The sequence below is a fragment of the Enterococcus sp. AMC1086 genome, from assembly GCF_058216575.1.
On the sequence record NZ_CM177100.1, the window covers coordinates 1,792,364 to 1,815,146 of the forward strand.

Genomic DNA, 22,783 nt, shown 5'->3' on the forward strand with positions numbered 1-22,783 from the left:
AGTTTCGTGCAATTTTGTTAGGATTTGGGAGGAAATTAGATGTTCATTATAGCGAATGCAGGACCTTTTGCACTCTATCGATGGGAAGCATTGTTTAAAGACTGGAGACTTTTTGGGGATGCTTTCCTCTATACTATTTTATTAGCTGTGGGTTCACTGATTGTAGCATTGTTGCTAGGTATTTTTTTTGGCAGCCTATCTGCCATGCAACATAAATTATTGAACGTAATCAGTCGAATCTATGTTGAGTTTTTTCAGAACACACCATTATTGATTCAGTTTATTGTGGTTTACTACGGTTTTCCATTGATCAGTCCAATGCTGACTTTTTCTACAACGACCATCGCCATTCTCTGTGTAGGTCTTTATCATGGCGCTTATATCTCAGAAGTTGTCCGTTCTGGAATCGGCGCTGTTCCTAAAGGGCAATTTGAAGCAGCTTATTCACAAGGTTTCTCCTATGGGAAAACAATGCGCTATGTTGTACTACCACAAGCTTGGCGTATCATGCTGCCACCACTTACGAATCAAATCGTCAATTTAATCAAAAATACATCGACTGTAGCCATCATCTCTGGTGCTGATGTAATGTTTACAGCTAACAGTTGGTCTTCAATCAATTTAAATTATATTCCAGCTTTCACAGTCGCAGGATTTCTTTACTTCATCCTGTGCTTCCCATTAGCCAACTTAGCACGGAAATTGGAAGAAAATAATAAGAAAGCTTATACCCGATAGGAGGATGCAAACATGTCTTTTTCAGAACAAATGAGTCAACTTCTGACCGGCAATAATTTGCGCTTTTTATTCGATGGTTTGAAGCTTACACTTTATATTTCTTTTGTTTCGATCGTCTTAAGTACGATTTTTGGGACAATTTTAGCTGTTTTAAGAAATCAAAAAACTGGACCTTTAAAATTTTTGTCTAGTGTATATATCGAAATTGTGCGTAATATTCCTAATTTATTATGGATCTATGTGATTTTTCTGATTTTCAAAATCAAATCTACCCCCGCTGGTATTGTTAGTTTTACTGTTTTTACAACAGCAGCTTTAGCTGAAATTATCCGAGGTGGATTAAACGGTGTAGATAAAGGTCAAAAAGAAGCCGCTCAATCACAAGGTTTTAGTAATGTTCAAATTCTTGTGCATATCGTATTACCTCAAGCGATTCGCAATGTATTACCCGCAATCGTTTCTCAGTTTGTCACGGTAATCAAAGATACTAGTTTCTTATATTCTGTCATTGCATTACAAGAATTGTTTGGAAAGTCTTATATCTTAATGGGTCGCTATGCACAAACAGGACAAGTTTTTACTATATATGGACTTGTGGCTTTGATGTATTTTGTAATCAACTTCTCTATCTCCCAATTTTCAAGATGGTTATCTAGAAATTGGGTATAAAAATAAGGATGTAGCCCAAACTATTTTAGTTTTTGCTACACCCTTATTTTTTTATCGAATCGTTACATTAAAATGTTCGACTAACGCTTTTTCTACTTTTTCCATTGATTGGTTGATTTCTTCATCTACCAATGTGGCTTCTGCATTTACAAACGTTAAGCTATACGCCATTGATTTTTTACCTTCAGCAATATTATCCCCTTGGTAAACATCAAATAAATGAACAGATTGCAAGAATTTTCCAGCTTGTTTAGAAATCGTTTCAACTAATGCTTGACTAGTTACTGATTCATCAACCAATAAGGCAATATCTCTTGAAATAGCCGGGAATTTCGAAATTTGTTGATAAATCAAAGGGTCACTTTCTTCTTCAATAATTGCTTGAAGATTCAATTCAGCTACATAAGTTTCAGGAATTTCGTATTCTTTTGCCACACTCGGATGAACTTGACCGACAAAACCAATGACAGTATCATTCAATTTTATTAAGGCTGTTCTTCCTGGATGCAACTCTTGGTTTTCTTTTGTCGCCTCATAAGTTATCTTATCAGCAATACCTACAGAATCAAATAGCGTTTCAAGCATGCCTTTGAGTGTATAGAAATCGACAGGTATTTCTTTAGTCTGCCAGTCTTTTACTACTTTATTTCCTGATAATACAATGCCTAAATGATTTTCTTCATACGGCAATTCTTTTTTAGGATCACGATCTTGATAAAACACTCGTCCAATTTCATAGAGAGCAACATTATTATTTTTACGAGCAACATTATAGGCTACATCATCTAATAAGCCCGAAATCAAGTTCATTCTTAAAACAGAGCGCTCTTCACTCATCGGCCATTGTAAGCTTGTTGTTAAGCTTTCTCTCATCATAAATTGACGAGATTTTTCTTCGGTTGTCAAAGCGTAACTAATTGCTTCGCTTGCACCGCAACCTTCTAATAAACTTTTGATTTTACGAACCAATATTTGCCCACTCGTTAAACTACCAGCTACTGTTTCACCTTTTGGTAGTGTTGATGGTAGGTTGTCATAGCCGTAAATACGTGCAACTTCTTCAATCAAATCAGCTTCAATCGTTATATCCCAACGTCTAGACGGAACAGTTACAGTATATTTTCCTTGATCAAGTTTGTAAGTAAAGCCTAGCGTATCAAAAATTTCACTAACTGTATCCTGATCCATATCAGTACCTAAGTACTCATTGATTCGTGAAATCGTTACACTGACAATAATCTCTTCAAGAGCTAATTCAGAACCAATCGCTTTACCTGCGACAACAGTTCCGCCAGCTAATTTAGCGATCATGGCTGCTGCCACATCGCCTGCTTCACCAATCGTTGCATGGTTGATGCCTTTTTCAAAACGACTAGAAGATTCACTACGTAGATTGAATTCTTTTGACGTTCTACGAACCGACAAAGAATCAAATAATGCTGATTCTAAAGCAACTGTAGTTGTTCCCTCAGTGATTTCAGAGTCCGCACCACCCATTACACCAGCTAAAGCCACAGGAACATTTCCATTTGTAATGACGATATTTTCATCTGATACTTTTCTTGTTTCGCTATCTAAAGTAACGATTTCTTCGCCAGATTTGCCACGTCTGACTAAAATAGTTTTACTATCCAACTTATCATAATCAAACGCATGCAAAGGTTGTCCAAATAATAAAAGAATATAGTTTGTTACGTCAACGACATTATTGATTGGACGAATGCCCTCATTCATTAAACGAGTTTGCAACCACAACGGACTTTCAGCAATTTTTACATCTTTGATGATTCTAATTTGATAGGCTGGTGTATCTTTTTTATCTTCTACTTCAACAGAGATATAATCAGCAGCAGTTTGGGTGGCATCCTCTTTTAAAATTTCATCATTGAATTGAGGTGTCTGACGATAAATAGCGCCTACTTCATACGCTACACCGCGCATGCTTAAAGCATCAGCACGATTTGGCGTGATCGATAATTCGATAATATGATCATCCATATCTAAATAAGAAAACACATCATCCCCATTGATAGCATCCGCTGGCATATAATAAATCCCGTCAGAATAAGCTTTAGGAATCACATTATCAGAATAACCCAATTCTTGTAACGAACAGATCATCCCATTTGAGACTTCACCGCGCATTTTACCTTTTTTGATTTTTTGATTTCCAGTAATTCGAGATCCTGGTAACGCAACAATTACTTTAATGCCGACTTTGACATTTGACGCACCACATACGATTTGGGATAATTCTTCTTCGCCTATATCCACTTGGCAAATTGATAAATGATCCGAATTTGGATGAGGAATACATTCTTTAACCTCACCTACGACTATTTTTTTCAAGCCTTCTTCTGGTACTTCCACGCCTTCAACTTCAATCCCAGTCAAAGACATTTGATCAGATAATTCTTTTGCTGAAATTTTCGAAAGATCTAAATATTCACTTAACCATTTATAAGAAACTAACATCATCGATTACTCCTTTACCTTGAACTGATTTAAGAAACGTAAATCATTTTGATAGAAATTACGTATGTCGTTCACACCATAACGCAGCATTGCTACACGATCTGGTCCTAAGCCAAAAGCAAAACCTGTATATTCATTTGGATCGATCCCTGACATAGATAGAACATCTGGATGAACCATACCGGCACCTAAAATTTCAATCCAGCCAGTATGCTTACAAACATTACATCCAGCCCCTCCACATTTAAAGCAACTAACATCAACTTCAACAGATGGTTCTGTAAACGGGAAATAACTTGGACGCAGGCGAATCTTACGGTCTTCACCAAACATTTTTTTCATTACAACTTCTAAGGTTCCTTTTAGATCCCCCATCGTAATATTTTTATCGATAACTAAGCCTTCAATTTGATGGAATTGATGACTATGCGTCGCATCATCTGTATCTCTACGGAATACTTTTCCTGGAGAAATCATGCGTAATGCACTTTTTGAAAAATCATGTTTTTCCATGGTTCTGGCTTGAACAGGTGACGTATGAGTACGAATCAAAATATCATCAGAAATATAAAATGTATCTTGCATGTCGCGAGCTGGATGATCTTTAGGTAAATTCATGCGCTCAAAATTATACTGATCCGACTCTACTTCATATCCTTCAACAACTTGGTATCCCATACCGACAAAGATATCTTCGATTTCTTCCATTACTTGAGATAATACATGACGTGTACCGTGGGTCATCTGTTTTCCAGGTAAGGTAACATCGGTCGTCTCTTGTTCTAACGCCGCATTTAACGCAATAGTTTCTAAAACTTCTTTGCGTGCTTCAACAGCGTCACTCAACATATCGCGAATTTCATTAGCAAAACTTCCTACTATCGGACGTTCCTCAGCTGATAAATCCTTCATGCCTCTCAACACTTCTGTGATCGGGCCTTTTTTCCCCAGTGTCTCTACTCTGATTTGGTTTAGTGCTTTAAGATCAGATACAGTTTGAATATTATTCAACGTTTCATCTCTTAATGCTTCTAATTGAGCTTTTAATGTCATTTTTTTATTCCTTTCTTTTGTTTGGTAACAAAATTGAGTATAAAGTATTGATGAAAACAAGTCATTTTTTACAACAAACTAATTAAAATAAAAAACGATAGCCCGCTCCTATATTAAGGAACGAGCTATCGTGTTACCATCCTACTTCATGATAAAAAATCATGCACTCAATTCATATAACGGCTTTCACCGGTCTGATCTCTTTGGAACAAACAAACTCCGGAAGTGAACTTCATTTTTCGATTACGTAACCTGTTTTCAGTCTAAGACAGGTTTTCCCTTTTCGTATCAGCCAAATTACTCTTTTCCATCTACATTTTTTGTTATTCAATTGATTATAGTGTACAAGAATTTACATCTGAGGTCAACTGCATTCTTCCGCAGTGACCCATTTTTCTGCCCAATGCTGGATTTGTTCCATTGCATGTTGTAGGTCCTTACCTTTATTTGTGAGAAAATACTCTAGACGACTGCTCTCATCACAGCGAACTGCTTTTGAGATGATCCCTTCCCCTTCTAATTCTTTCAAGCGTTCCACTAATACACGATCGCTTAGTTCAGGGATTTTTTGTTTTAACTCGCCAAATCGTTGAGGACCATTTTCCAAAAAGACATCAATAATCAAACCATTCCATTTCTTTCCTAAAATCGTAAATGCCTTTTCGAATTTGGGACATAGTGAAAATTCGGTTGTTTTTACTTGCTCCATTTTCCTCACCTCGTAAACTGAGTATAGCACACAACTTACAATTTGTAAGTATATCTGCTTTTAATTTAATTCATTTTTTCAATAATTTGCTCTTTGTCCAAATCAATAATGATCCCTGCGGACAATAATACTAGTAATACTTGATTTACTTGTTTGTTCGTTGCTTGCGCCAACGCTTTTCGATATAAGTTCAGCTGACCTCTATAGCGCTGAATAACTTTTTTGATTTCTTGTGGATTGTCAATATCTTGGACAAAATCAGTCTTGTAATCATAGAGAATGCAGTCCTCATCGTGCAAAATGTATCCATCAATCATACCATGGATCAATAAATCGTCTTGTGTTTCTTTTGGGTAATCTTTGATCAGTTCTTCTGCTTTCAACAACATTGAAAACGGCTGTTCACGAACAATTAGTGCTGGATTTTCAAGTAATTTTTGTCCTAAACTAGTGCGGTAAAATGATAGCACTTGTTCGATATTGATTCGTTTGGCTACATTTTCTTGGATGATTTTTGTTTGAACTAATTCCTCAAGCAATGCACCAATGGTAGCCTTTGTCGGTGCTTCGTTTAAATCCAAAAGCTGTAATAAATAATGAGTTGCTGTGCCGATTTCAACAGCCGATGGTTTTCGGATCGTTTCAATAAATCTGGGTTTCCCTAATTCTCCTTCACTAATCCGATGAATAATCATCGGAGTTTCCTGAATTGTATTTTTTTCATCTACTTCGATTTTAGCTATTTCTTTATTATCTGGATCTTCAAATACACGTTTTATTTCTGATACTGATTGATAATTCGTTGTTTTTGTTGAAAGCTGATAAGGATAATCATAGTTCAAACGTTGAAGAGCTTTTTTTATCTTTTTTGGATCACTTGTCTGAGAGCTCACTTTTTTTAAGGAATCTGTTTCAATAAATTGAAGGGTCGCAAATTGATCTTGTATTTCTTTTTCCGTTACAAAAGAAACATTGAACCCTGCAGCGTGTTGCGTGATTCCAGCGACTGTTTCAGTAACAAAGGTTGTTTGAAATTCCGACATTTTTTGATGACGAATCAAACTCATCCCAACCCAGTTCATCAAACTACTTTTCCCTTGCAGACGATTTTCACTGGGCAAGACTTTTGTCTGAACATCTCCAACTTTCAGCCATTCTTTGAAAGCAGCCTCTTGATTGTTGTAAGAACCGACCAAATAAAGTTTTTGCTCTGCTCGTGTCAATGCAACATATAATTTACGCATTTCTTCTGAAAGTAATTTTTTTAATTTTGCTTGTTTGATTGCTAAAAACGGCAATGTTTCATACAACATACGTTCTGCTTGATCAAGATAACGAATCCCTACACCTAAACGATCATCAAATATATAACGTTCATTTAAATCACCAAGATTGAACTCTTTGGTCATGTCTAGAATAAAAACGACAGGAAATTCTAACCCTTTACTCGCATGGATCGTCATCACCCGCACCGCATTTTCATCGCTCAAAATCACGGGTTCTGCTAAATCCTTATCTTTTTCCTGCATTTTTTCAATAAAACGAACAAACTGAAATAATCCACGGAAACTGGTCTGCTCATAACTCGCTGCTCGGTCAACTAATGCAAATAAATTGGCTTGCCTTTGTTTACCAGCAGGCATTCCTCCTACATAATCTAAATACGCAGTATCTTGATAAATTTGCCAAATCAATGTCGCTAATTGATTTCGTCTTGCCATTTCTCGCCATTTCTCTAACCATTCAGCAAATTGCATAGTCTTTTCTTTTAACGTTTGATGCCCTTTTTCGTTAGTATCATTTAGGTTAAACGATAAAAAAGCTTCGTAAAATGAACTTTTTTTAGCTGCCAATCGGATCGTCACTAATTCATTTTCTTTCAATCCTACAATTGGTGAACGCAAAATAGCTGCTAACGGAATATCTTGATAGGGATTGTCGATGATCTGTAACAGAGACACCATTGTTTGAACTTCTGTTGCTTGAAAATAATTTTGAGCATCATTTACCTGAATTGGAATTCCAGCTAGCTTAAAAATTTCTAAAATGGTCAAATTATTTTTCTTCGTCGGTGTCAACAGCACAATATCTTTATACGTAAGTGGTCGATTTTCTTTGACCGATTTATCATAGATCAAAAATTTATTATCGATCAACTCTCTTATTTTCAGCGCGGTCATGTGCAACTCGCCTTCAGTTTTATCTTCCAGAATTAATTGAGAATCATCCGTCACTTGCAAGCTCTCTTCCTGCTCTGATTTTTTTTCATAAATCAATAACTCAGTATCATAATTTTCAGCTTCTGAAAACTGATCGAATCCATGAACAAGTTGAGCCGCTTCGTCATATTCGATTTGACCGACGCGTTCGTCCATTAATTGCTCAAAAACTAAATTGGTAAAATCTAATACATTTTTTCTGGAACGAAAATTTTCAGCTAAAACGATTCGTTTTCCTTCTTTATTTTGACCATATTGATTGTATTTTTCAATAAAAAGCATTGGATCAGCTAAACGGAAGGAATAGATAGACTGCTTCACATCTCCCACCATAAATAAGTTTCCATCTTCTGCTATTGGTCTTCTTAACCAATAAAGGATCGTCTCTTGTAATCGATTGATATCTTGATACTCATCGACTAAAACTTCATCAAATTTATCGCGATAATATGTTGAAGCTTCTGTAGCCGACCATTCACCTGTTTCTTTTTTTGCTAAAATCGCTAAGGTGAAATGCTCTAAATCATTGAAATCGACTAACCCTTTTTTCAGTTTTTGTTTACTATAACTCTCTATGAACGCTTTTCCGACTTTAGCCATTTCTTCAACAAGTGGCTGTGATTGATTTAAAATTTCTTTCATTTGTTCTGGTGATAACGTAAACAAGTTGTTCAAATTATCATTTATAGCTTTTTTATTTTGCTCTCGTAAATTTTTCGCTTGTGCAGCTATTTCTTTCAACTCTTCCACACGTACGGTAGGATAACGTTCAAAAGTAACAGTTTTAGAAATTTCAAAACCTGCTTCTAAATCATTATCTGCTAACTGGCTGATAAAGGTCTCAACAAAATCTTTTTCATTTCTGGCAAGAATCTCGATTTTCCCTAATTTTTCTTCTCCTTCAGTTAAACGGATCATCTCTTCATAACGATTTACACACCGAAACAGACTTTCCATCAGCTGAGGTTTTAAATACTCTTGAAATAAAACTGAATCACCTAATTGTCCAGCGACACGATAACTATCAGCTAGATGCATCAACCAATCATCAGGATCGGGATTGGCACGGGCAAATTCATATAATGAAAAAATCAAACGAGTCAATCCGTCATCACTACGATCATTTGAAAAATTACTAGTCAACTGGTAAAAAGATTCTTGGTTTTCCGCGTAGAATTGCTCTCTAAGCTCATCCCAAACATCCTCTTTTAAAAGCAACATCTCGGTCTCATCTGTCAACAATCGAAAAACTGGATCCATTTCGATCAAATAATAAAAACGACGAATCACTGTTAGACAAAATGCATGCAAGGTACTGATATTAGCTGTAGGCAGCAAGGTCAATTGTCTAATAAAGTGCTGTTTTTTCTCTTGATCACTCTCATTTGTGATCGCTTTTTGCAAAGCAAGCTGAATTCGTTCTTTCATTTCTTTGGCTGCAGCCTCTGTATAGGTTACGATCAATAAACGATCAATATCTACACCACTTTTTAGCTTTTCGATGACTCTGCGGACAAGAACAGTTGTTTTCCCAGAACCTGCGGAGGCCGACACTAAAATATTTTCATTTCCGTCAAAAACAGCTTGCCATTGATTGTCGGTAAATTGTTCATTTTCTGGACGTAAAGGAATTATCTTACTCATCTATCCGTCCTCCCTTTTGATCATTGTCAATCAAACGATCCATCACTTCTTTTTTAGATAACGTCTCAATTCGATTGTAATTATTTTCTTTTAGCATCACATCAAAGTTACAGACACTTCGAAATGGACAAAAACGACAAGCAATTCGTTCTTTTCCTTGATAAGCTGGATTCAAACCGATCTCACCGCTAATAATCTTATTCCCGGCTTCAATAAACTTGCTGCGGTTATGGATCAATAACGCATCTAACTCTGGTTCTGTTACAAATTTATCTTCTTGACGACGACCTGGTTTAATTATTTCTTTAGCTGATTCTTCTATCGGGTAAATCAAAGAACTTTGTTTGGCTTGCAAACTTTTATCCAGATTTTCAAGTAAGACTGGGTCATTCAATAACAATCCATCAAATTGAAATTTCTTTAAAAGTTGCTGTTCTTTTTTATCTTCCGTTTCATATGGAAGAATAGGATTGTGCACATGAAGATAAAACGAACCTGCCGGTTTGGCCGATTGACCTACTAAATTCACAGCATCCATCAACGCGACATCCAAGTATGTGAGCATCTGCATTGCTAGTCCATAATACGCTTCTGTAATATTAAATTTTTTGTGACTCGATTTATAATCTACGACTCCTAAATAGACAGAATCAGGTGTCACCAGTTGATCCAAGCGATCAATCTTACCTCTAACACTTATATTCCCCCCATTTTCGAGAGGTAGTTCTAACCCCTTGATCCCTTTTTGACTAGCGATCTGCCCGAATAAAACTTCCGTCTGAACAGCTGTCATTCCACTGCGTTCACTTTGCCGCTTCAGTGCCCAGCTAACTTTTTTTATCGTTTGCCCAAGCTGATAGCGAATATAGTTCATTCGACTCGATGAATCAAGAATCGAAAATTTTATCTCGCCGAACACAGCATTCAGGATTTGTTCCGTAAACTCGTTGACTTCTCGATCGGTCAGCTCAGATAATTGTTTCTTTTGCATGATCAATAATTTAAAGAACTGGTCCAATGCCTCATGGAAAAAATCACCCGTTGCCGCTGGCGATAAACCAAAAACATCTCTTTCTTTTAATCCTAAACCAAAACGTGAAAAATATTGATACTGGCATCGATAGAAACTTTCCATTCTAGAAACAGATGTATAAATATGTTTTGTATATAATTCATCCGCTAGATGCTCTTGTAAATTTTCTGGCAAATTTTTATGACCCAGACTTTCAAAGACATGTCTTGCTAGTTTTGCTTGTGAGCGTGTCATTAATTCTCGTTCCAAAGCATCCCAAAAAGACGGTATTCCTTCGTGCGTTTCTTTTTTCTGCCGCTTTAAATTGGTTAAGTCACTAATCAACGTTCTGTAAGTTCCGATATGTTCTAAACTAACCTGTTCATCATCTGAAATCATAAGCCCATTTCTTTGTTGTTTGTGCAAACCTAAGTCATTTTGAATATTGGTTAAATAGGCAGAGGCTTTAACGTCTTTGGCAGTATCTTTCACACTAGGATACGAAAAATACAAACGTTCTGTTGCCGAATTAAACATGATATAGGCATTAAATGGTTCCTTGGCAATACTTTTTCTCGTATCATTCATTAAAAACTGCCCATCTTCTAAGTGACCATTAACAAATTGCCGTTCTTCATCAGACAGCAACGTTTTATTATCGAATTTTTGTGGTAAAACCTGATCTGTCAAGCCAATTGCAAATACGACTTTTGCCTGCCCAGGTCTAGCAAGATCGATTGAGCGAACTTGTACCTGATCAATAGCCGTTGGTACTTTATTATAACGTAGCCCTTCTAATCCACTAGAGAAAATTTCTTCAAATAAAACTAAGTCAAAGGAGTCATTACCATAAATCGTCACATACTCATCAAATAAGGTCATCAACGCTTCCCACGTCTGTTCATGGTTGCGGGCCTCTTCTAATTGTCCCTTTTCAATTGCTTGGTTGCGCCACATCATTAACTGCTTTTCAACACCATTGTTCACTAAAAAACGATAAAAATAATCCGCAGCTTCGATTCCGGTTTTTGCTTTTTTAAGTTTTACAAAAAAGGAGGGTACTGTTTGTTGAATCATTTTTCGTACAGCATTTGATTCTTGTTCGATCAATTCAGTATCATCTTGCTGTTCTGCTTCAAAATCGTAACGGATAAAATGCCAATCCTTATCTTTTTCCCAATGGTATCCTTCATACCCGTAAGCTAAAACCACATTTTCGGCCAAATCAACTTTTCGACGCCATTCATCTCGCTGTGTTCGCCATTCTTCACTGGAGACTTGATCTTCGATTGGAAAAAATAATTCAGTTCTTAAAAAACGTAACACATCTCGATAACGATAATGATACGCATGGATCGCAAACAAAGACTGAATAAATTCAACTAAAGGATGCTGTTCCATTGCCATATCTCGATCTAAGTAAATAGGAATTTTATGCATGGAAAATAGTGGTTCAATCAACGATTCATAACTGTCCAACTCACGCGTCAACAATTGAATATCTTTATACCGATACTTTTCCTCAACGACTAATCTTCTGATTTCTTTTGCGATATGATTGATTTCTTCCTTAAGATTTTCTGCACACCAAAATTGTAAATGATCATATTTGATCTCTTGTTTTTCTTTTTTAGGATGATTTTCTTGCGCCTTAACCCAATAGTTTCCAAGGGATTTAAGACTCTTGTCAGTTATCAACACATTATTTTTCTCAATATGGTCAGGCATTATCGGTACATTAGCATTTCTAGCAAGTTGATACAGTTGGTGATAGGTCGTGCCTGTTTCATAAAATAAATTCATCAACGAAGGTAGCTCATTCGGATATTTTTTATCCAATACCAAAGATATTTTAACTTCACCACCTCGCCGCATCAACGTATCGATCAACTTCAACTCTCTAGCTGAAAAATGATGATAACCATTGATCACAAATAACACATTACTCAGATCTTTTGTTTCTAGATAATCAGTCAAATAATTGATAATTTCTGCTGATTTAATGCCATATTGCATCATTGTTTCTTCAAATTTCGAAAAAATTAATTTGATATCTTGAATCTTTAATTGTAAATCCTGTTCTTTACTATCTGAATTTGGTCCTGATAATTGGCCAAACAACTCAACTAAATCAATATTTCCATCTTTTATTTCCTGATACAAGTCAAATAACTGTTGAATAAATCCTGATTTATTCACTTCTCCACGAAAGACATTCAATGATTCTTCATTTTCCGACAAAATCTTTCTAAAAACCATTGCAGCTCCTGCTTCGGAAAGAATCTCTGAACTATAATACTGTGTATGTTGTAAAAAGTACCATGCTAACCGATAAAAACTAAAGACTTGAAAGCGCATGGTCGCAATTGAATCACTATGATTCGAATGGATCCGTTTAATTCGTTTAAGTGCATTGATCTCTTGTTCAAATTTCATGTGATTCGGTACTAAATAAAAAACTTCGTGTGAATCATTTTCAGATAACCACTCCACTGAAGCTTGCAAAAGGGCTTCCTCTAAATCCATTTCAGCAGTGCCACGGATAAATTGCAGACTCATTTTTTCACATCCTTTATAAATGTTCCATGTTCTTAGTTTATCATAAAACAAACTTAAATATACTTCTGATTCATTAACAAAAAAAAGCCTCTTAATCAAAAGAGAACTTTCTTATATTGCATTCATTGCGTAACTATTTAAATCGTCCCAAAACGATTTAACGGCCATAGAACAAATTTAACATCACCTGATATTTTATCTTTATCAATGAAGCCGATCATTCGTCCATCCTTTGAATTTCTGCGATTGTCACCCATCACAAAATATTCACCTTCTGGAACCTTCTTATCACCTGTAACTTCACTCAATGTGAAATCAAAGGTTAAAGGTGAGCCATCTGTTAAGTCCTTTTTGAATTCATCCAAATAAGGTTCTTTTACCTCTTTACCATTGATATACAAAATATCATTTTTAGACTCGATCGTGTCTCCAGGCATACCAATCACTCGCTTGATATAATTCTTATCCGGTTCATCTGGTGCAGGAAATGTCACAATATCAAAACGTTTGATTTCCGTGTTTTTTAAAGCAATCACTCGTTCACCATCAGCTAATGTCGGATCCATTGAATGTCCTTTGACCACAACGGGCGTAAAAACGAATTGCCTTAACAAGAACAGTAGTGCAGCTAAACCAACAAAAAATAAAACTGTATGTAATAACTCTTTAGACTTCAAATTCATTCCTCCAAAAAACTTACTTTCTATATTTTACCACAGACAACGGATTTTCTACAGAATTCTTTTCTTTTTATGCAAATTTTAAGGCATCTTTTAATAATTTAAAGAGTAGGATCTTAAATTATTAAATGAAATAAAAAAATTGACGCGCATTTTAGTAATTTAGTTACCGTTTTAACATTCTCTATTGGAATAGATACTAGGCTATTTCGTTTTTAAACTTAATCAAACTTAATTACTCATTTTCGAGAAAAATAGATGACTGTACACGAAACATTTGATAAACTGAAGAAGCACAGCATTGATAAAGGAGGATTACTATCATGTTTATCTCATTTGGCATGTTTATTGGTTTAATTATAGTAACGATTATTATGATCGCATTGATTATCTATTTAACTTTTACAGGTGGCGAAAAAAAATCACGTTACGATAAAACCCGTCAAGTAGAACAAGCTGCTAAAGAACGATTAGCTCAAAATGATATCACCACATCATCTCAGACAAATGACGTTGATCTGAATGAATCGAACCAACAGTCCAATTTTAATCAAGATACTTACAATGATAATCGTTATACTCAGGAAACACAATCTGAAGAAACGGTTGAAGAGGATTATTCATTGCATGTTCTGCCTTACCCAAAAGACGAAGACTTTAAATAATTAGACTAAAGATCCACCATGATTGGGCCAATAATCAGATCATTCGATCAACTTGCTTAAAAACTGTCAAACTATTTTACACGGACAAATGATCTTATAAATGAGTTGAACTTTTTTTGTAAAGGAAACAGTAATTTCTATTTAATTGATATAAAAATACCGTTAAAAGGATCAATTTCCAATTAACGGTATTTTCTGTTCAATTAACTTATTTCAAACGTGCATTCAATTCTTTTGCTAATTCTTCAAAACCAGGTTTACCAAGTAAAGCGAACATATTTTTCTTATAAGTTTTTCTTTATTATACCTATATTAGTAGCCATAATTGGCGATACATCAGTATTTTCGTTGTCTTTGTTTATCATAAAAATCTTTTTTTGCCACTTTTATCTAAAATATGCCACCAAAATGCCACCAAAAACGCTTGATTGTAATTTAATTATCTCACTTTACTAACGATAAAGTATCTCGTTCTGGACAACACGAACAATAGTTCGTATAATGTCATCAAGGTGATTGAAATGAGATACGTAAAAACCGTGCATCTAAAAGAACATATACGACCAGCTCAATATTTTTACTCTTTAAACCTTGTGCCATTTAGAAAAGTATCTTCCAAAAGATTGAATATTGAGGGAACCATTTATAATCTATGGTCATTTCCTAAGATAAAAAAGCGAGATTACTTACTTGCATTCCCTCTTGAAAAGATTGATCATTTTATAGTTTTTGAATATACAGATCAACAGCAATATCTAACTTTACCAACCAATAAAGTATATAAAAGGACTGACTTTAAAATGAAAACAAGACAAGTTGAATATTTATTCGACGATATAAAGCGTGCTGATACATGAATATCTTTTTGGTTAAACCCTTATCTAGAATAGCTTAGTCCCTACTTTTATAGTAGGGATTTTTATTTTGAAAAAAAGTTTAAATATTTTACGCAAAACACTTTACATACCGACCAATGGGTGGTATGCTAAGTATGTAATCAAGTAAGAGAAAAAAAGGAGATCATTAAAATGACTAAATCAGAAATATTTACAGCAGCATGGGAATTAGCAGAAAGAGGAGCAATTGATTTCGGAGGTTCTAAAAAAGAATATTTTGCAGAAAGCCTTAGAATTGTTCTAGCTGACAACGCTGAAATGGCATCTGTAGAAGAAGGTCAAGAAAGAGCGGCTTTATTAAATAGCATCCATACAAACGCTAGCAAAGCTTTGGAAAAAGGCGCAAACATCGACATGGCGAAAATTCATTACTTTGTAAGTCGAGCTAGAAGTAATAAAGAATATGCTAGTATGGATTATATCAAAAAAATGGCTGATCACTTTAAAAACAAAATTGCGTAATAAGAAAGAAGGAAACTAAAATGACAAAAATTTATGTATTAGATCAAGACGTGATTATCTCGGAGGAATTTTACAGCATTGAACAATTGTTAGAAGAAATCGGTACTTCGACAAACTTTATCGATATTCAAATTGATGGCGAGAAAAAACGTTTGAACAAAGGAATTGATTACTAATTAGAGGGGTCTCCTCCCCTCTCTTACTTAAATCTGAAAGAGGTAATAATATGAAATTTGAATTATTTGCAACGCTGTATCAAGAAGCTTTAGAATACACTGACTTAGAACTGTATACTGCGGAACGAGGTTGGCAAGATTGGATGGATAGTTTCGGCAGTGAGCAGTTAGGGGTTATCCTTGCATCTATTTATGACTTAGCCCATATGTCTATAAAACAGATGCGCGAAAATAAAAAAATCAGTCGGGCGCAATTTTCTAGAATTTATAATATCCCAATCAGAACTCTAGAACATTGGGACGCTGAGACAAGAAAAATGACTAGCTATGATAAAATGCTGATTGCTTATACATTTTTTATTAGCGATTACGTAGAAAGTGGTAGAAATAATGAATAAATTATTACAATTGCAAGTGGATGTGATTTTTTGAAAAGAGAATTATGCCCTAAGCCAAGACGTGAAAAAAAGGCTACTTACTTGTTTAAAAATAAAGTAAGAGAATTACGAGAAGAAAAGTGTATGCTAAAGACTGAATTGTGTGAGCGTGTAGGTGTATCTTATCAAACTATATACCGGTTAGAGCGAGAAGAATTTTCTCCAAGTTTACTATTAGCTCATGACATAGCTGATGTGTTCGGCAAACCAATAGAACAAGTCTTTATTTTCGAAACAAAATAATTTCCTCTCCTCTTTTGAGAATTTTATTGTACAGAAATTAGTTTATAAACAAAACAAGCCTACCTCAACTAAATGAGATAGGCTTTTCTTAATACTACACACTCGCTCGTTTCCGCAAACGAATGCAATTGAAAACGGAAAAATTATAATAGCACGTACCCTCTGTTTGTGCAACAAAAAATACCGCTCTTGATGAGGGAGCGGCACGATTGTGTTGAACGTATAGATAGGTACGTTCTTTTTTAGTTTATAGTGGTTGGGTGGGATTGTCAAAAGGCGGGCATAAACTCCTGCTTTTCACCACTCACTTATATAAGCTGGAATTATAAAAGTATTTAGTATTGAACATAGATGTTGAAGTTAGAATTGCAAATTTAGTAACAAATAGTTTATAATCATAATAAAAAGGAGGAAATTTATGAATATATTAAAAAAAATATACTTTAAATTGAAAGATAAACTATCGGATGGGAGCATAGATAGTTATCATTACCGAGCTATCCTTCAATGTTTAGCACCTATCTCACTTTTGCTGTTTCTAGTTCTTGAATTTTTTGTCATAAAAATTATTCATACACCTTCGCAATCTGCGATACTTATGTTTATTGAGTTCGCTGTGGGAATTATATTCTTTGTATTTAATATTTTTGCAATAATTTTTTATATAAAAAAATGGCGTTCTTACCTAAAGAGCAAAGACAGACTACTATCAATTTTACTTTTCCCTACATTTCTTCTTCTTCTTTATGTAGCTTTGTTTTGGCTCACTGTTATCAGTGCAGAATTTCATAATTTTTTTAATTTATTATTCAATTTCAACTTTCCCAATATCGAACCGTACAGAGCTGCTGGACCGGTTGTTTCTTTTGTGACGACGATTATTCAAATCATGTTCCTTTGCTTTTTCCCAATATCTATTTCTCTATTAATGAACGGTATGTTACCTGAGTCATTGCAGAAAAAAGATGTCACGGCGAAACAAAAAATAATACGAACAGCAATAAAGATATCTATTATTATTGTTGCAATTTTACTCTCGTTTATATTTTCTATAATAAATAAAGAAAATTTTGGTTCCATTTCCATTCTCACCACGCTTTTTACTTTTATATGTACTCCTAAAACAATCTTGCGGCTTTTTTCTAATCAGAAAAATATTGAACTTATGAAAATTTCCGAAGATATTCTTACAAGTTTCGACAGAATTAAGTTTATTTATTATGAGTTTATTTTTGCATGGTCAATTTCCATTTATATTTTTAATCCAAATACAACAAAAGATAGGCTTCTGATCTTTTTAATTTCACTATTCATTTTATTGTTTATAACTTCGTTTGTACAAATTTATTTAAAAAATAAAAAGAGTGATTCATTTGCTAAATGGATAGTTGATATTCCAGACGAAATTGAACCATCCGAAGAAGCACCCAAAGAAATGAAAGACCTTATCTAAAGGGAAAATTATTCTCTTATATCTGATTGGTATAAAAAAATAAAGCCCCCATAATCGTGAGGGCTTTTATAATCCAGAACTTATATGACACTTAATAGTTACTTTATGGTATCATTATTACTTGTGAAGGAGATGAAGATTTGGATACTTTTAAACTAAGTCAAATAGATTTTGGGAAAACTGATGGAAAAAACGAAGCCGAACAGGATAATTTTTTCTCTCTATTTTATGATGATAAAAAATACTATGAACGATTAGACAAAGAAAATTACTTTATCATCACGGGGCAAAAAGGCGCAGGAAAAACTTTATTAGCTAATTATTTCTCTAAAAATAAAAGGAAAAACAAACACAACTCTGTAAAAAATCTATACGCAACTGATTTTTTAGAGGAAAAGCTCTTATCTTTCAGTCGTAATAATTTAATTAATGAAGAGTTATTAGTTTTTTGGAAATATGTTTACTTCCGTGAACTGGGTGAACTGATTTGCACGAAAATTGAAAGTCTGCCTTTTTGGTACTTTTCAAGAAAAAAAAGAGCGAAAATTTTACGGTCTTTATTGAATGATATACAATTAATTGTTGATACTTCTGCAACAACCGAAATTGAGTCTGTTTCGGTAGGTGGTGAACTTGCAAAAAGTCCAGCAAGTATCAAGGGTGGGTTGAGTAGCAGATTGTCTGCAGAATCCACTACATCAAATCAATTAAAAAAAGCTGATTATTATCAAATTTTATCTAAAATAGAAAAAGAAGTATTCTCTTTGATATCAGATAATGAAGAATTTTATCTGATTTATGATGATATGGATCAACTTGAAGAACAAATGCCGAAAGATGAATTTGTTCGCTTAATGCAAACTATGGTATATGCCGCCGATAATATAAATAGTTCTTTTCGAAATAAAACTAAAAAAGCTAGAGTGATACATGTAATTAGAAGCGATATAAAAGAATTGATGGTATCCAGCTCTCATAATTTGATAAAGATTATTACTGACTTCGGCATTGAAATAGACTGGTATTTTAACAAAAAAGGTCGTTCCACAAATCACCCACTGATGAAAATGCTAATTCATAAAATCAGATTCAGTGTCCCACAGTGTGAAAAATTGAGCGACGAAGAATTGTATGAAGCCGTTTTTGATAAAGAAAGAGCAATACTGGATTATTTATTAGAGTATAGTTTTGGTAGACCAAGAGAAATTATACAATTTCTAAATATATTGAAGGAAGAGTTCCCAGATAGCAAAAAAATATTTGTATCTCAACTGACTGAGTGTTTAACGAAATATTCACAATGGCTATATGAAATAACTTTGAGCGAAATAAAAATACAAGAGGTTTCTGAAGATATTAAAAGTACCTTAGACTTGATAAAAGAGCGGGGATATAAAAAATTCAAGTATTCAAAACTTGAGGAATTTATGAATAATAATTCTAAAATAGATATCAATGATTTGCTTGGAGTTCTTAAAGTCATGTATAAACTCGGTTTGATAGGATTAATGAACAAAAACGGTACATTAGAATTCTACTATAGAAGTAATGCAATAACCGAGCCACATGATAACTCCAGATTCGTTACTCACTATGGATTGCTAAAATATTTGAATTTAAGATAAAAAATAGGGAAGGATAAGTGTAAAAACTTCTCCTCCCCTAAGACACTATGTCCATCACCAAAAAGTTCTCCACTTAAGAGAATATCTTTGATAATTTTTTACTATTTTCTATAATTTAATAGTATAAGCAAATAAATCAAAAGTCAAGCAAAAGAATTAATACTTAGTAAACATATTATAAATTTTTAATTGTGTTTAACACTTTCAGTTTACACCCATCATTCTCCCGAAATACTATGTACAAGCCCTCCAAATAAAGGAGGGCCATTTCACTACTTCCTTACCAACTTAATCTCAACTGCTTCAATGCCTTTACCTTGTCCAATAATACCAGCTTGTCGTCCATCGCTTACCCACTCAGACCAACCAATTGATGATTGGTGTACACGGTAGACAATTTTGTACTGATCTTTCAATATGCCGTTGAGGGTCATTTTAAGCGCTTCTATACGAATCCCTTTTCCAGTTGATCCACCTTCACCTCTTTTGGCTTTATCCCATCCAGACCCAGCTTTGTGAGCCTCAATGTTTACCCAATCTTTTGATCCGTTGATTAAAACATTGATTGCCTCAATCGTGTTTCCTTGTCCGACAGAACCAGCAAGTTGCCCCGATTCCATAAGCGGTCCCCACCCATATCTTGTTAAATGGACCATATAGGATAATCCGTTTGTTGGTTTGACATGACCACTTTGTTCTGGTCGTACTGTGTTGTACTGATTATGCTTGCGTTTAATTATTTTGGATGCTGGTTTCTCTGGCGTTGGACTAACGGGCTGATTCAACTTAGCTTTAAAAGCTACCCATCGACTCCAATTGCCATCTAGATTAAATTGAGCAGGACAGTTTTTCCTTGATGCATCATAGTGCCGTACTACTCGATCACTAGATAAACCATATTTGGCCATTAAGTACTGTACAAGCTCCAGTGTGTTTTGTTCTGTCTTGGCCGTCACAGTTCCAGATGGTAGGCACATTTCAATCCCAATACTATTTTGATTGTCGATACCATAACGTCCATATCCGTCTCCACAATGCCAAGCTCCGTTAGATTCTTCTACCGATTGCCAAATAGAATTGTCATCTACAAAATAATGAGCTGAAGCTCCTCTGTTACCGCCAGAAAAATAATCTATATTGTTTTTAGCAGTGGACTTTGTACCTACATCATGCACTACAATGTATTCAACGTTGTTACCTGAAAAATAATTAAACGGACTAATTTGTCTTTGAATTGGTAACATTACTCCTCATCCTTTCGTTGTTCGATTAAGTGACTAAACAATTGATGCAATCCTGTTGAAGCAAGACCGCTCAAAGCGCCATAAACAATGTTTTCCAAGCTTACGCCTTGATTTGCCACACAACCTAAAAAAGCCCCCAAAAGAGCTAATACAGTCGGAATATATTGATTACTTACTTCATCCAGCCATTTGATATGTTTGATGCAATACCCCACAATTAAACATGCAAGGACTACGATTGCAATATAGTATTGTTCTAAATCCATTATTTTTCTCCTCCTTCTATTTTGTCTATTCTTCGGTGAGCTTGTTTAGTTGATTGCTCAACAATAATCAGTCTTTCTCGGCTTTCCTTGTTTTCTTCTCGTATTGTCTTTAAATCATTTTCAATTCTCGTAACACCATTATTAATATTGCGAAGATCAACTAACATGCCAGTAGCTTCGGCAGCTTCTTTTTTATCTTCTGATTTTTGATTTCTGCGATAATTAACCAAGCCAAAATAGATACTTGCACAAATGGATGCAACGGTTAAAAGCACCATAATTTCAATTTTCATATGTCACCTACTCTCTAAATATGTTTTAATTAAGCTGTTCGTACCCACATATAAACTGCATAATATGGTGGTAAATTGCTTTGTGAGTCGGATTTCCCTACAACATTTACACCTCCGCTTTGCATCCCTGATCCTGATTTAAAAGCCATTTGAGAGCTGTTAGTTGTATTTACTGACCATTCCACAGCATAGGGAACATTTTTGCTATCTAAAGAACTAGAAGTGAGTCTCAATTGTGCATATACAGATCCATCACCTAATTCATGAATATGATTTTCTGCTCCTCCTATTTTTTTGGCCGTACTGAATTTTGTATTATTTTCGTCTACGCCTACAAGCATCCTCCCTTTAATACGCTCCCATGTGCCCGTGTAAACAGTATTCGGATCGAAGTCTTTTAATACATTGCTGATCACTGCCCCAACCTCATGTATCTCCTTTTTTACCACTTCAAAATTTTCTTGTACTGCTTCAGCGCTATTCTCCATACCGCGATAAATTTTCTTTAGCTCCATTTGTATATCCTCCTTTAAATAAACAGCTCAAACATCAACGATTGTTTCGTTTCCTCGTCGATTATTAAGTAATGTGTATTATCAATTTTGACAAGCTCGCCATCCGTTCTGTAAGCATACGGCACAGACACGACACATGTTGTCGCATCTTTATGTGTAACTTGCGATGCTACAGATTGGCTAGCAGATCCGCCGAATAAACCGGCTGGTTCTGTTCCTATTGGCACTACCCCTAAACCGTATGTCCACGTTCTGACATTTACTGTTGGCGGCGCATTCAAATCATGGTTGATCGTTACGTCGAATCCAACCGGAACAAAAGTGATGAGTAATTTCTCTATATTTTCTAAACGGCCATCTAAAACAGGAAAAGCACCATAAGTTTCGCTATCCCTCGCGTTGATCACTTCGCTATCCACAGTTACATTAGCTATAACATCCACCATCTGGCGTTCAATACTAGTCTGGCGTTGTTCTACCTGCTCTTGACGTTTCAACGTATCTTCAGATAAATCTTTTATTTTATTAAACAAAACGCTTGTATATTCCATCATTCTGGCTAAAGCCTCACGAACATGTCGTCTCCACATCTTAGTTCTAATCCAGAGAGCGAATTTTTGTGATAGTTCATCAATTTCACCGTATTTGATTGCTTCTTCTACTTCATCTACATCTGTAGGATCCCTATATTCCACCTCAGTGTTCTCGCCCGTCGGCTGTGTATCATAAAATTTTTGTTCTGGCATTTTT

At 35.0% G+C, this 22,783-nt stretch carries 21 protein-coding genes, 1 pseudogene and 1 other annotated feature; of the genes and pseudogenes, 10 read left to right on the forward strand and 12 right to left on the reverse strand.

Annotated features, from left to right (window positions below; translation table 11 throughout):
- Positions 1–39: 39 nt before the first annotated feature.
- Complete coding sequence (locus AC4BC4_RS08375) at positions 40–738, forward strand: amino acid ABC transporter permease (protein ID WP_490475356.1); 699 nt, start codon at positions 40–42, stop codon at positions 736–738.
- Between the two features lie 12 nt (positions 739–750).
- Complete coding sequence (locus tag AC4BC4_RS08380) at positions 751–1,407, forward strand: amino acid ABC transporter permease (protein ID WP_490475357.1); 657 nt, start codon at positions 751–753, stop codon at positions 1,405–1,407.
- 51 nt (positions 1,408–1,458) lie between these two features.
- On the opposite strand, the gene pheT is transcribed toward AC4BC4_RS08380, so the two are convergent.
- The 6 genes from pheT to lepB form a co-directional block, all read right to left on the reverse strand.
- Positions 1,459–3,882, reverse strand: a complete 2,424-nt coding sequence (gene pheT, locus AC4BC4_RS08385; RefSeq protein WP_490475358.1) for a phenylalanine--tRNA ligase subunit beta — start codon at positions 3,880–3,882, stop codon at positions 1,459–1,461.
- Between the two features lie 6 nt (positions 3,883–3,888).
- On the reverse strand, positions 3,889–4,935 hold the full coding sequence (gene pheS / locus AC4BC4_RS08390; RefSeq protein ID WP_490475359.1) for a phenylalanine--tRNA ligase subunit alpha: 1,047 nt from the start codon (positions 4,933–4,935) through the stop codon (positions 3,889–3,891).
- A gap of 113 nt (positions 4,936–5,048) precedes the next feature.
- Positions 5,049–5,258 (reverse strand) — a binding site (T-box leader).
- A 41-nt stretch (positions 5,259–5,299) separates the two neighbouring features.
- The gene (locus tag AC4BC4_RS08395) at positions 5,300–5,644 is read right to left on the reverse strand and encodes a winged helix-turn-helix transcriptional regulator (RefSeq protein WP_490475360.1); all 345 of its coding nucleotides are present in this window, start codon (positions 5,642–5,644) and stop codon (positions 5,300–5,302) included.
- A 65-nt stretch (positions 5,645–5,709) separates the two neighbouring features.
- On the reverse strand, positions 5,710–9,507 hold the full coding sequence (gene addA, locus AC4BC4_RS08400) for a helicase-exonuclease AddAB subunit AddA (RefSeq protein WP_490475361.1): 3,798 nt from the start codon (positions 9,505–9,507) through the stop codon (positions 5,710–5,712).
- Positions 9,500–13,078 (reverse strand): PD-(D/E)XK nuclease family protein, encoded by a 3,579-nt coding sequence (locus AC4BC4_RS08405; RefSeq protein WP_490475362.1) that lies wholly within the window; start codon positions 13,076–13,078, stop codon positions 9,500–9,502. The genes addA and AC4BC4_RS08405 overlap by 8 nt, the downstream gene beginning before the upstream one ends.
- Positions 13,079–13,215: 137 nt before the next feature.
- Positions 13,216–13,761: a signal peptidase I gene (gene lepB, locus AC4BC4_RS08410; protein ID WP_490475363.1), complete on the reverse strand. Its 546-nt coding sequence runs from the start codon at positions 13,759–13,761 to the stop codon at positions 13,216–13,218.
- 320 nt (positions 13,762–14,081) lie between these two features.
- Here lepB and AC4BC4_RS08415 point away from each other — a divergent pair, with 320 nt between their 5' ends.
- Positions 14,082–14,423, forward strand: a complete 342-nt coding sequence (locus tag AC4BC4_RS08415; protein WP_490475364.1) for a hypothetical protein — start codon at positions 14,082–14,084, stop codon at positions 14,421–14,423.
- 208 nt (positions 14,424–14,631) lie between these two features.
- Here the strand turns inward: AC4BC4_RS08415 and AC4BC4_RS08420 are convergent.
- Positions 14,632–14,718, reverse strand: a pseudogene (locus AC4BC4_RS08420) (glucose-6-phosphate isomerase); the annotation flags it as partial.
- Positions 14,719–14,944: 226 nt separating this feature from the next.
- On the opposite strand from AC4BC4_RS08420, the gene AC4BC4_RS08425 reads away from it, so the two are divergent.
- The 7 genes from AC4BC4_RS08425 (at position 14,945) to AC4BC4_RS08455 (ending at position 19,715) form a co-directional block, all read left to right on the forward strand.
- Positions 14,945–15,280, forward strand: a complete 336-nt coding sequence (locus tag AC4BC4_RS08425) for a hypothetical protein (protein ID WP_490475365.1) — start codon at positions 14,945–14,947, stop codon at positions 15,278–15,280.
- Positions 15,281–15,451: 171 nt separating this feature from the next.
- Positions 15,452–15,781: a hypothetical protein gene (locus tag AC4BC4_RS08430; protein WP_490475366.1), complete on the forward strand. Its 330-nt coding sequence runs from the start codon at positions 15,452–15,454 to the stop codon at positions 15,779–15,781.
- Between the two features lie 20 nt (positions 15,782–15,801).
- Entirely contained in the window at positions 15,802–15,957 is a 156-nt protein-coding gene (locus AC4BC4_RS08435) for a hypothetical protein (RefSeq protein WP_490475367.1), read from the forward strand.
- 50 nt (positions 15,958–16,007) lie between these two features.
- The gene (locus AC4BC4_RS08440; protein ID WP_490475368.1) at positions 16,008–16,355 is read left to right on the forward strand and encodes a helix-turn-helix domain-containing protein; all 348 of its coding nucleotides are present in this window, start codon (positions 16,008–16,010) and stop codon (positions 16,353–16,355) included.
- A 30-nt stretch (positions 16,356–16,385) separates the two neighbouring features.
- Positions 16,386–16,637, forward strand: a complete 252-nt coding sequence (locus AC4BC4_RS08445; RefSeq protein WP_490475369.1) for a helix-turn-helix transcriptional regulator — start codon at positions 16,386–16,388, stop codon at positions 16,635–16,637.
- A 418-nt stretch (positions 16,638–17,055) separates the two neighbouring features.
- On the forward strand, positions 17,056–18,090 hold the full coding sequence (locus AC4BC4_RS08450) for a hypothetical protein (protein ID WP_490475370.1): 1,035 nt from the start codon (positions 17,056–17,058) through the stop codon (positions 18,088–18,090).
- A 140-nt stretch (positions 18,091–18,230) separates the two neighbouring features.
- A complete protein-coding gene (locus tag AC4BC4_RS08455; protein WP_490475371.1) occupies positions 18,231–19,715 on the forward strand; it encodes a P-loop ATPase, Sll1717 family in 1,485 nt (494 codons plus the stop codon).
- A gap of 272 nt (positions 19,716–19,987) precedes the next feature.
- Here the strand turns inward: AC4BC4_RS08455 and AC4BC4_RS08460 are convergent, their stop codons facing one another.
- Genes AC4BC4_RS08460 through AC4BC4_RS08480 form a run of 5 tightly spaced genes read right to left on the reverse strand, consistent with a single transcriptional unit; the run spans position 19,988 to position 22,779 of the window.
- Positions 19,988–20,959, reverse strand: coding sequence for an N-acetylmuramoyl-L-alanine amidase (locus tag AC4BC4_RS08460; RefSeq protein WP_490475372.1), 972 nt, complete (start codon positions 20,957–20,959; stop codon positions 19,988–19,990).
- Complete coding sequence (locus AC4BC4_RS08465) at positions 20,959–21,225, reverse strand: phage holin family protein (RefSeq protein ID WP_490475373.1); 267 nt, start codon at positions 21,223–21,225, stop codon at positions 20,959–20,961. The genes AC4BC4_RS08460 and AC4BC4_RS08465 overlap by 1 nt, the downstream gene beginning before the upstream one ends.
- On the reverse strand, positions 21,225–21,518 hold the full coding sequence (locus tag AC4BC4_RS08470) for a hypothetical protein (RefSeq protein ID WP_438756475.1): 294 nt from the start codon (positions 21,516–21,518) through the stop codon (positions 21,225–21,227). Before AC4BC4_RS08470 ends, AC4BC4_RS08465 begins: the two co-directional genes overlap by 1 nt.
- Positions 21,519–21,547: 29 nt before the next feature.
- On the reverse strand, positions 21,548–22,033 hold the full coding sequence (locus AC4BC4_RS08475) for a phage baseplate protein (protein WP_490475374.1): 486 nt from the start codon (positions 22,031–22,033) through the stop codon (positions 21,548–21,550).
- Between the two features lie 14 nt (positions 22,034–22,047).
- The gene (locus AC4BC4_RS08480; RefSeq protein ID WP_490475375.1) at positions 22,048–22,779 is read right to left on the reverse strand and encodes a hypothetical protein; all 732 of its coding nucleotides are present in this window, start codon (positions 22,777–22,779) and stop codon (positions 22,048–22,050) included.
- Positions 22,780–22,783: the final 4 nt, after the last annotated feature.

Bases quoted from the DNA above. Each gene is read 5' to 3' on its own strand.
- AC4BC4_RS08465 (WP_490475373.1), bottom strand. From the start codon at position 21,225: ATGGATTTAGAACAATACTATATTGCAATCGTAGTCCTTGCATGTTTA.
- AC4BC4_RS08470 (WP_438756475.1), bottom strand. From the start codon at position 21,518: ATGAAAATTGAAATTATGGTGCTTTTAACCGTTGCATCCATTTGTGCA.
- AC4BC4_RS08435 (WP_490475367.1), top strand. From the start codon at position 15,802: ATGACAAAAATTTATGTATTAGATCAAGACGTGATTATCTCGGAGGAA.
- AC4BC4_RS08380 (WP_490475357.1), top strand. From the start codon at position 751: ATGTCTTTTTCAGAACAAATGAGTCAACTTCTGACCGGCAATAATTTG.
- AC4BC4_RS08450 (WP_490475370.1), top strand. From the start codon at position 17,056: ATGAATATATTAAAAAAAATATACTTTAAATTGAAAGATAAACTATCG.
- pheT (WP_490475358.1), bottom strand. From the start codon at position 3,882: ATGTTAGTTTCTTATAAATGGTTAAGTGAATATTTAGATCTTTCGAAA.
- AC4BC4_RS08405 (WP_490475362.1), bottom strand. From the start codon at position 13,078: ATGAGTCTGCAATTTATCCGTGGCACTGCTGAAATGGATTTAGAGGAA.
- AC4BC4_RS08425 (WP_490475365.1), top strand. From the start codon at position 14,945: ATGAGATACGTAAAAACCGTGCATCTAAAAGAACATATACGACCAGCT.
- pheS (WP_490475359.1), bottom strand. From the start codon at position 4,935: ATGACATTAAAAGCTCAATTAGAAGCATTAAGAGATGAAACGTTGAAT.
- AC4BC4_RS08480 (WP_490475375.1), bottom strand. From the start codon at position 22,779: ATGCCAGAACAAAAATTTTATGATACACAGCCGACGGGCGAGAACACT.
- AC4BC4_RS08430 (WP_490475366.1), top strand. From the start codon at position 15,452: ATGACTAAATCAGAAATATTTACAGCAGCATGGGAATTAGCAGAAAGA.
- addA (WP_490475361.1), bottom strand. From the start codon at position 9,507: ATGAGTAAGATAATTCCTTTACGTCCAGAAAATGAACAATTTACCGAC.
- AC4BC4_RS08440 (WP_490475368.1), top strand. From the start codon at position 16,008: ATGAAATTTGAATTATTTGCAACGCTGTATCAAGAAGCTTTAGAATAC.
- lepB (WP_490475363.1), bottom strand. From the start codon at position 13,761: ATGAATTTGAAGTCTAAAGAGTTATTACATACAGTTTTATTTTTTGTT.
- AC4BC4_RS08460 (WP_490475372.1), bottom strand. From the start codon at position 20,959: ATGTTACCAATTCAAAGACAAATTAGTCCGTTTAATTATTTTTCAGGT.
- AC4BC4_RS08475 (WP_490475374.1), bottom strand. From the start codon at position 22,033: ATGGAGCTAAAGAAAATTTATCGCGGTATGGAGAATAGCGCTGAAGCA.
- AC4BC4_RS08375 (WP_490475356.1), top strand. From the start codon at position 40: ATGTTCATTATAGCGAATGCAGGACCTTTTGCACTCTATCGATGGGAA.
- AC4BC4_RS08395 (WP_490475360.1), bottom strand. From the start codon at position 5,644: ATGGAGCAAGTAAAAACAACCGAATTTTCACTATGTCCCAAATTCGAA.
- AC4BC4_RS08415 (WP_490475364.1), top strand. From the start codon at position 14,082: ATGTTTATCTCATTTGGCATGTTTATTGGTTTAATTATAGTAACGATT.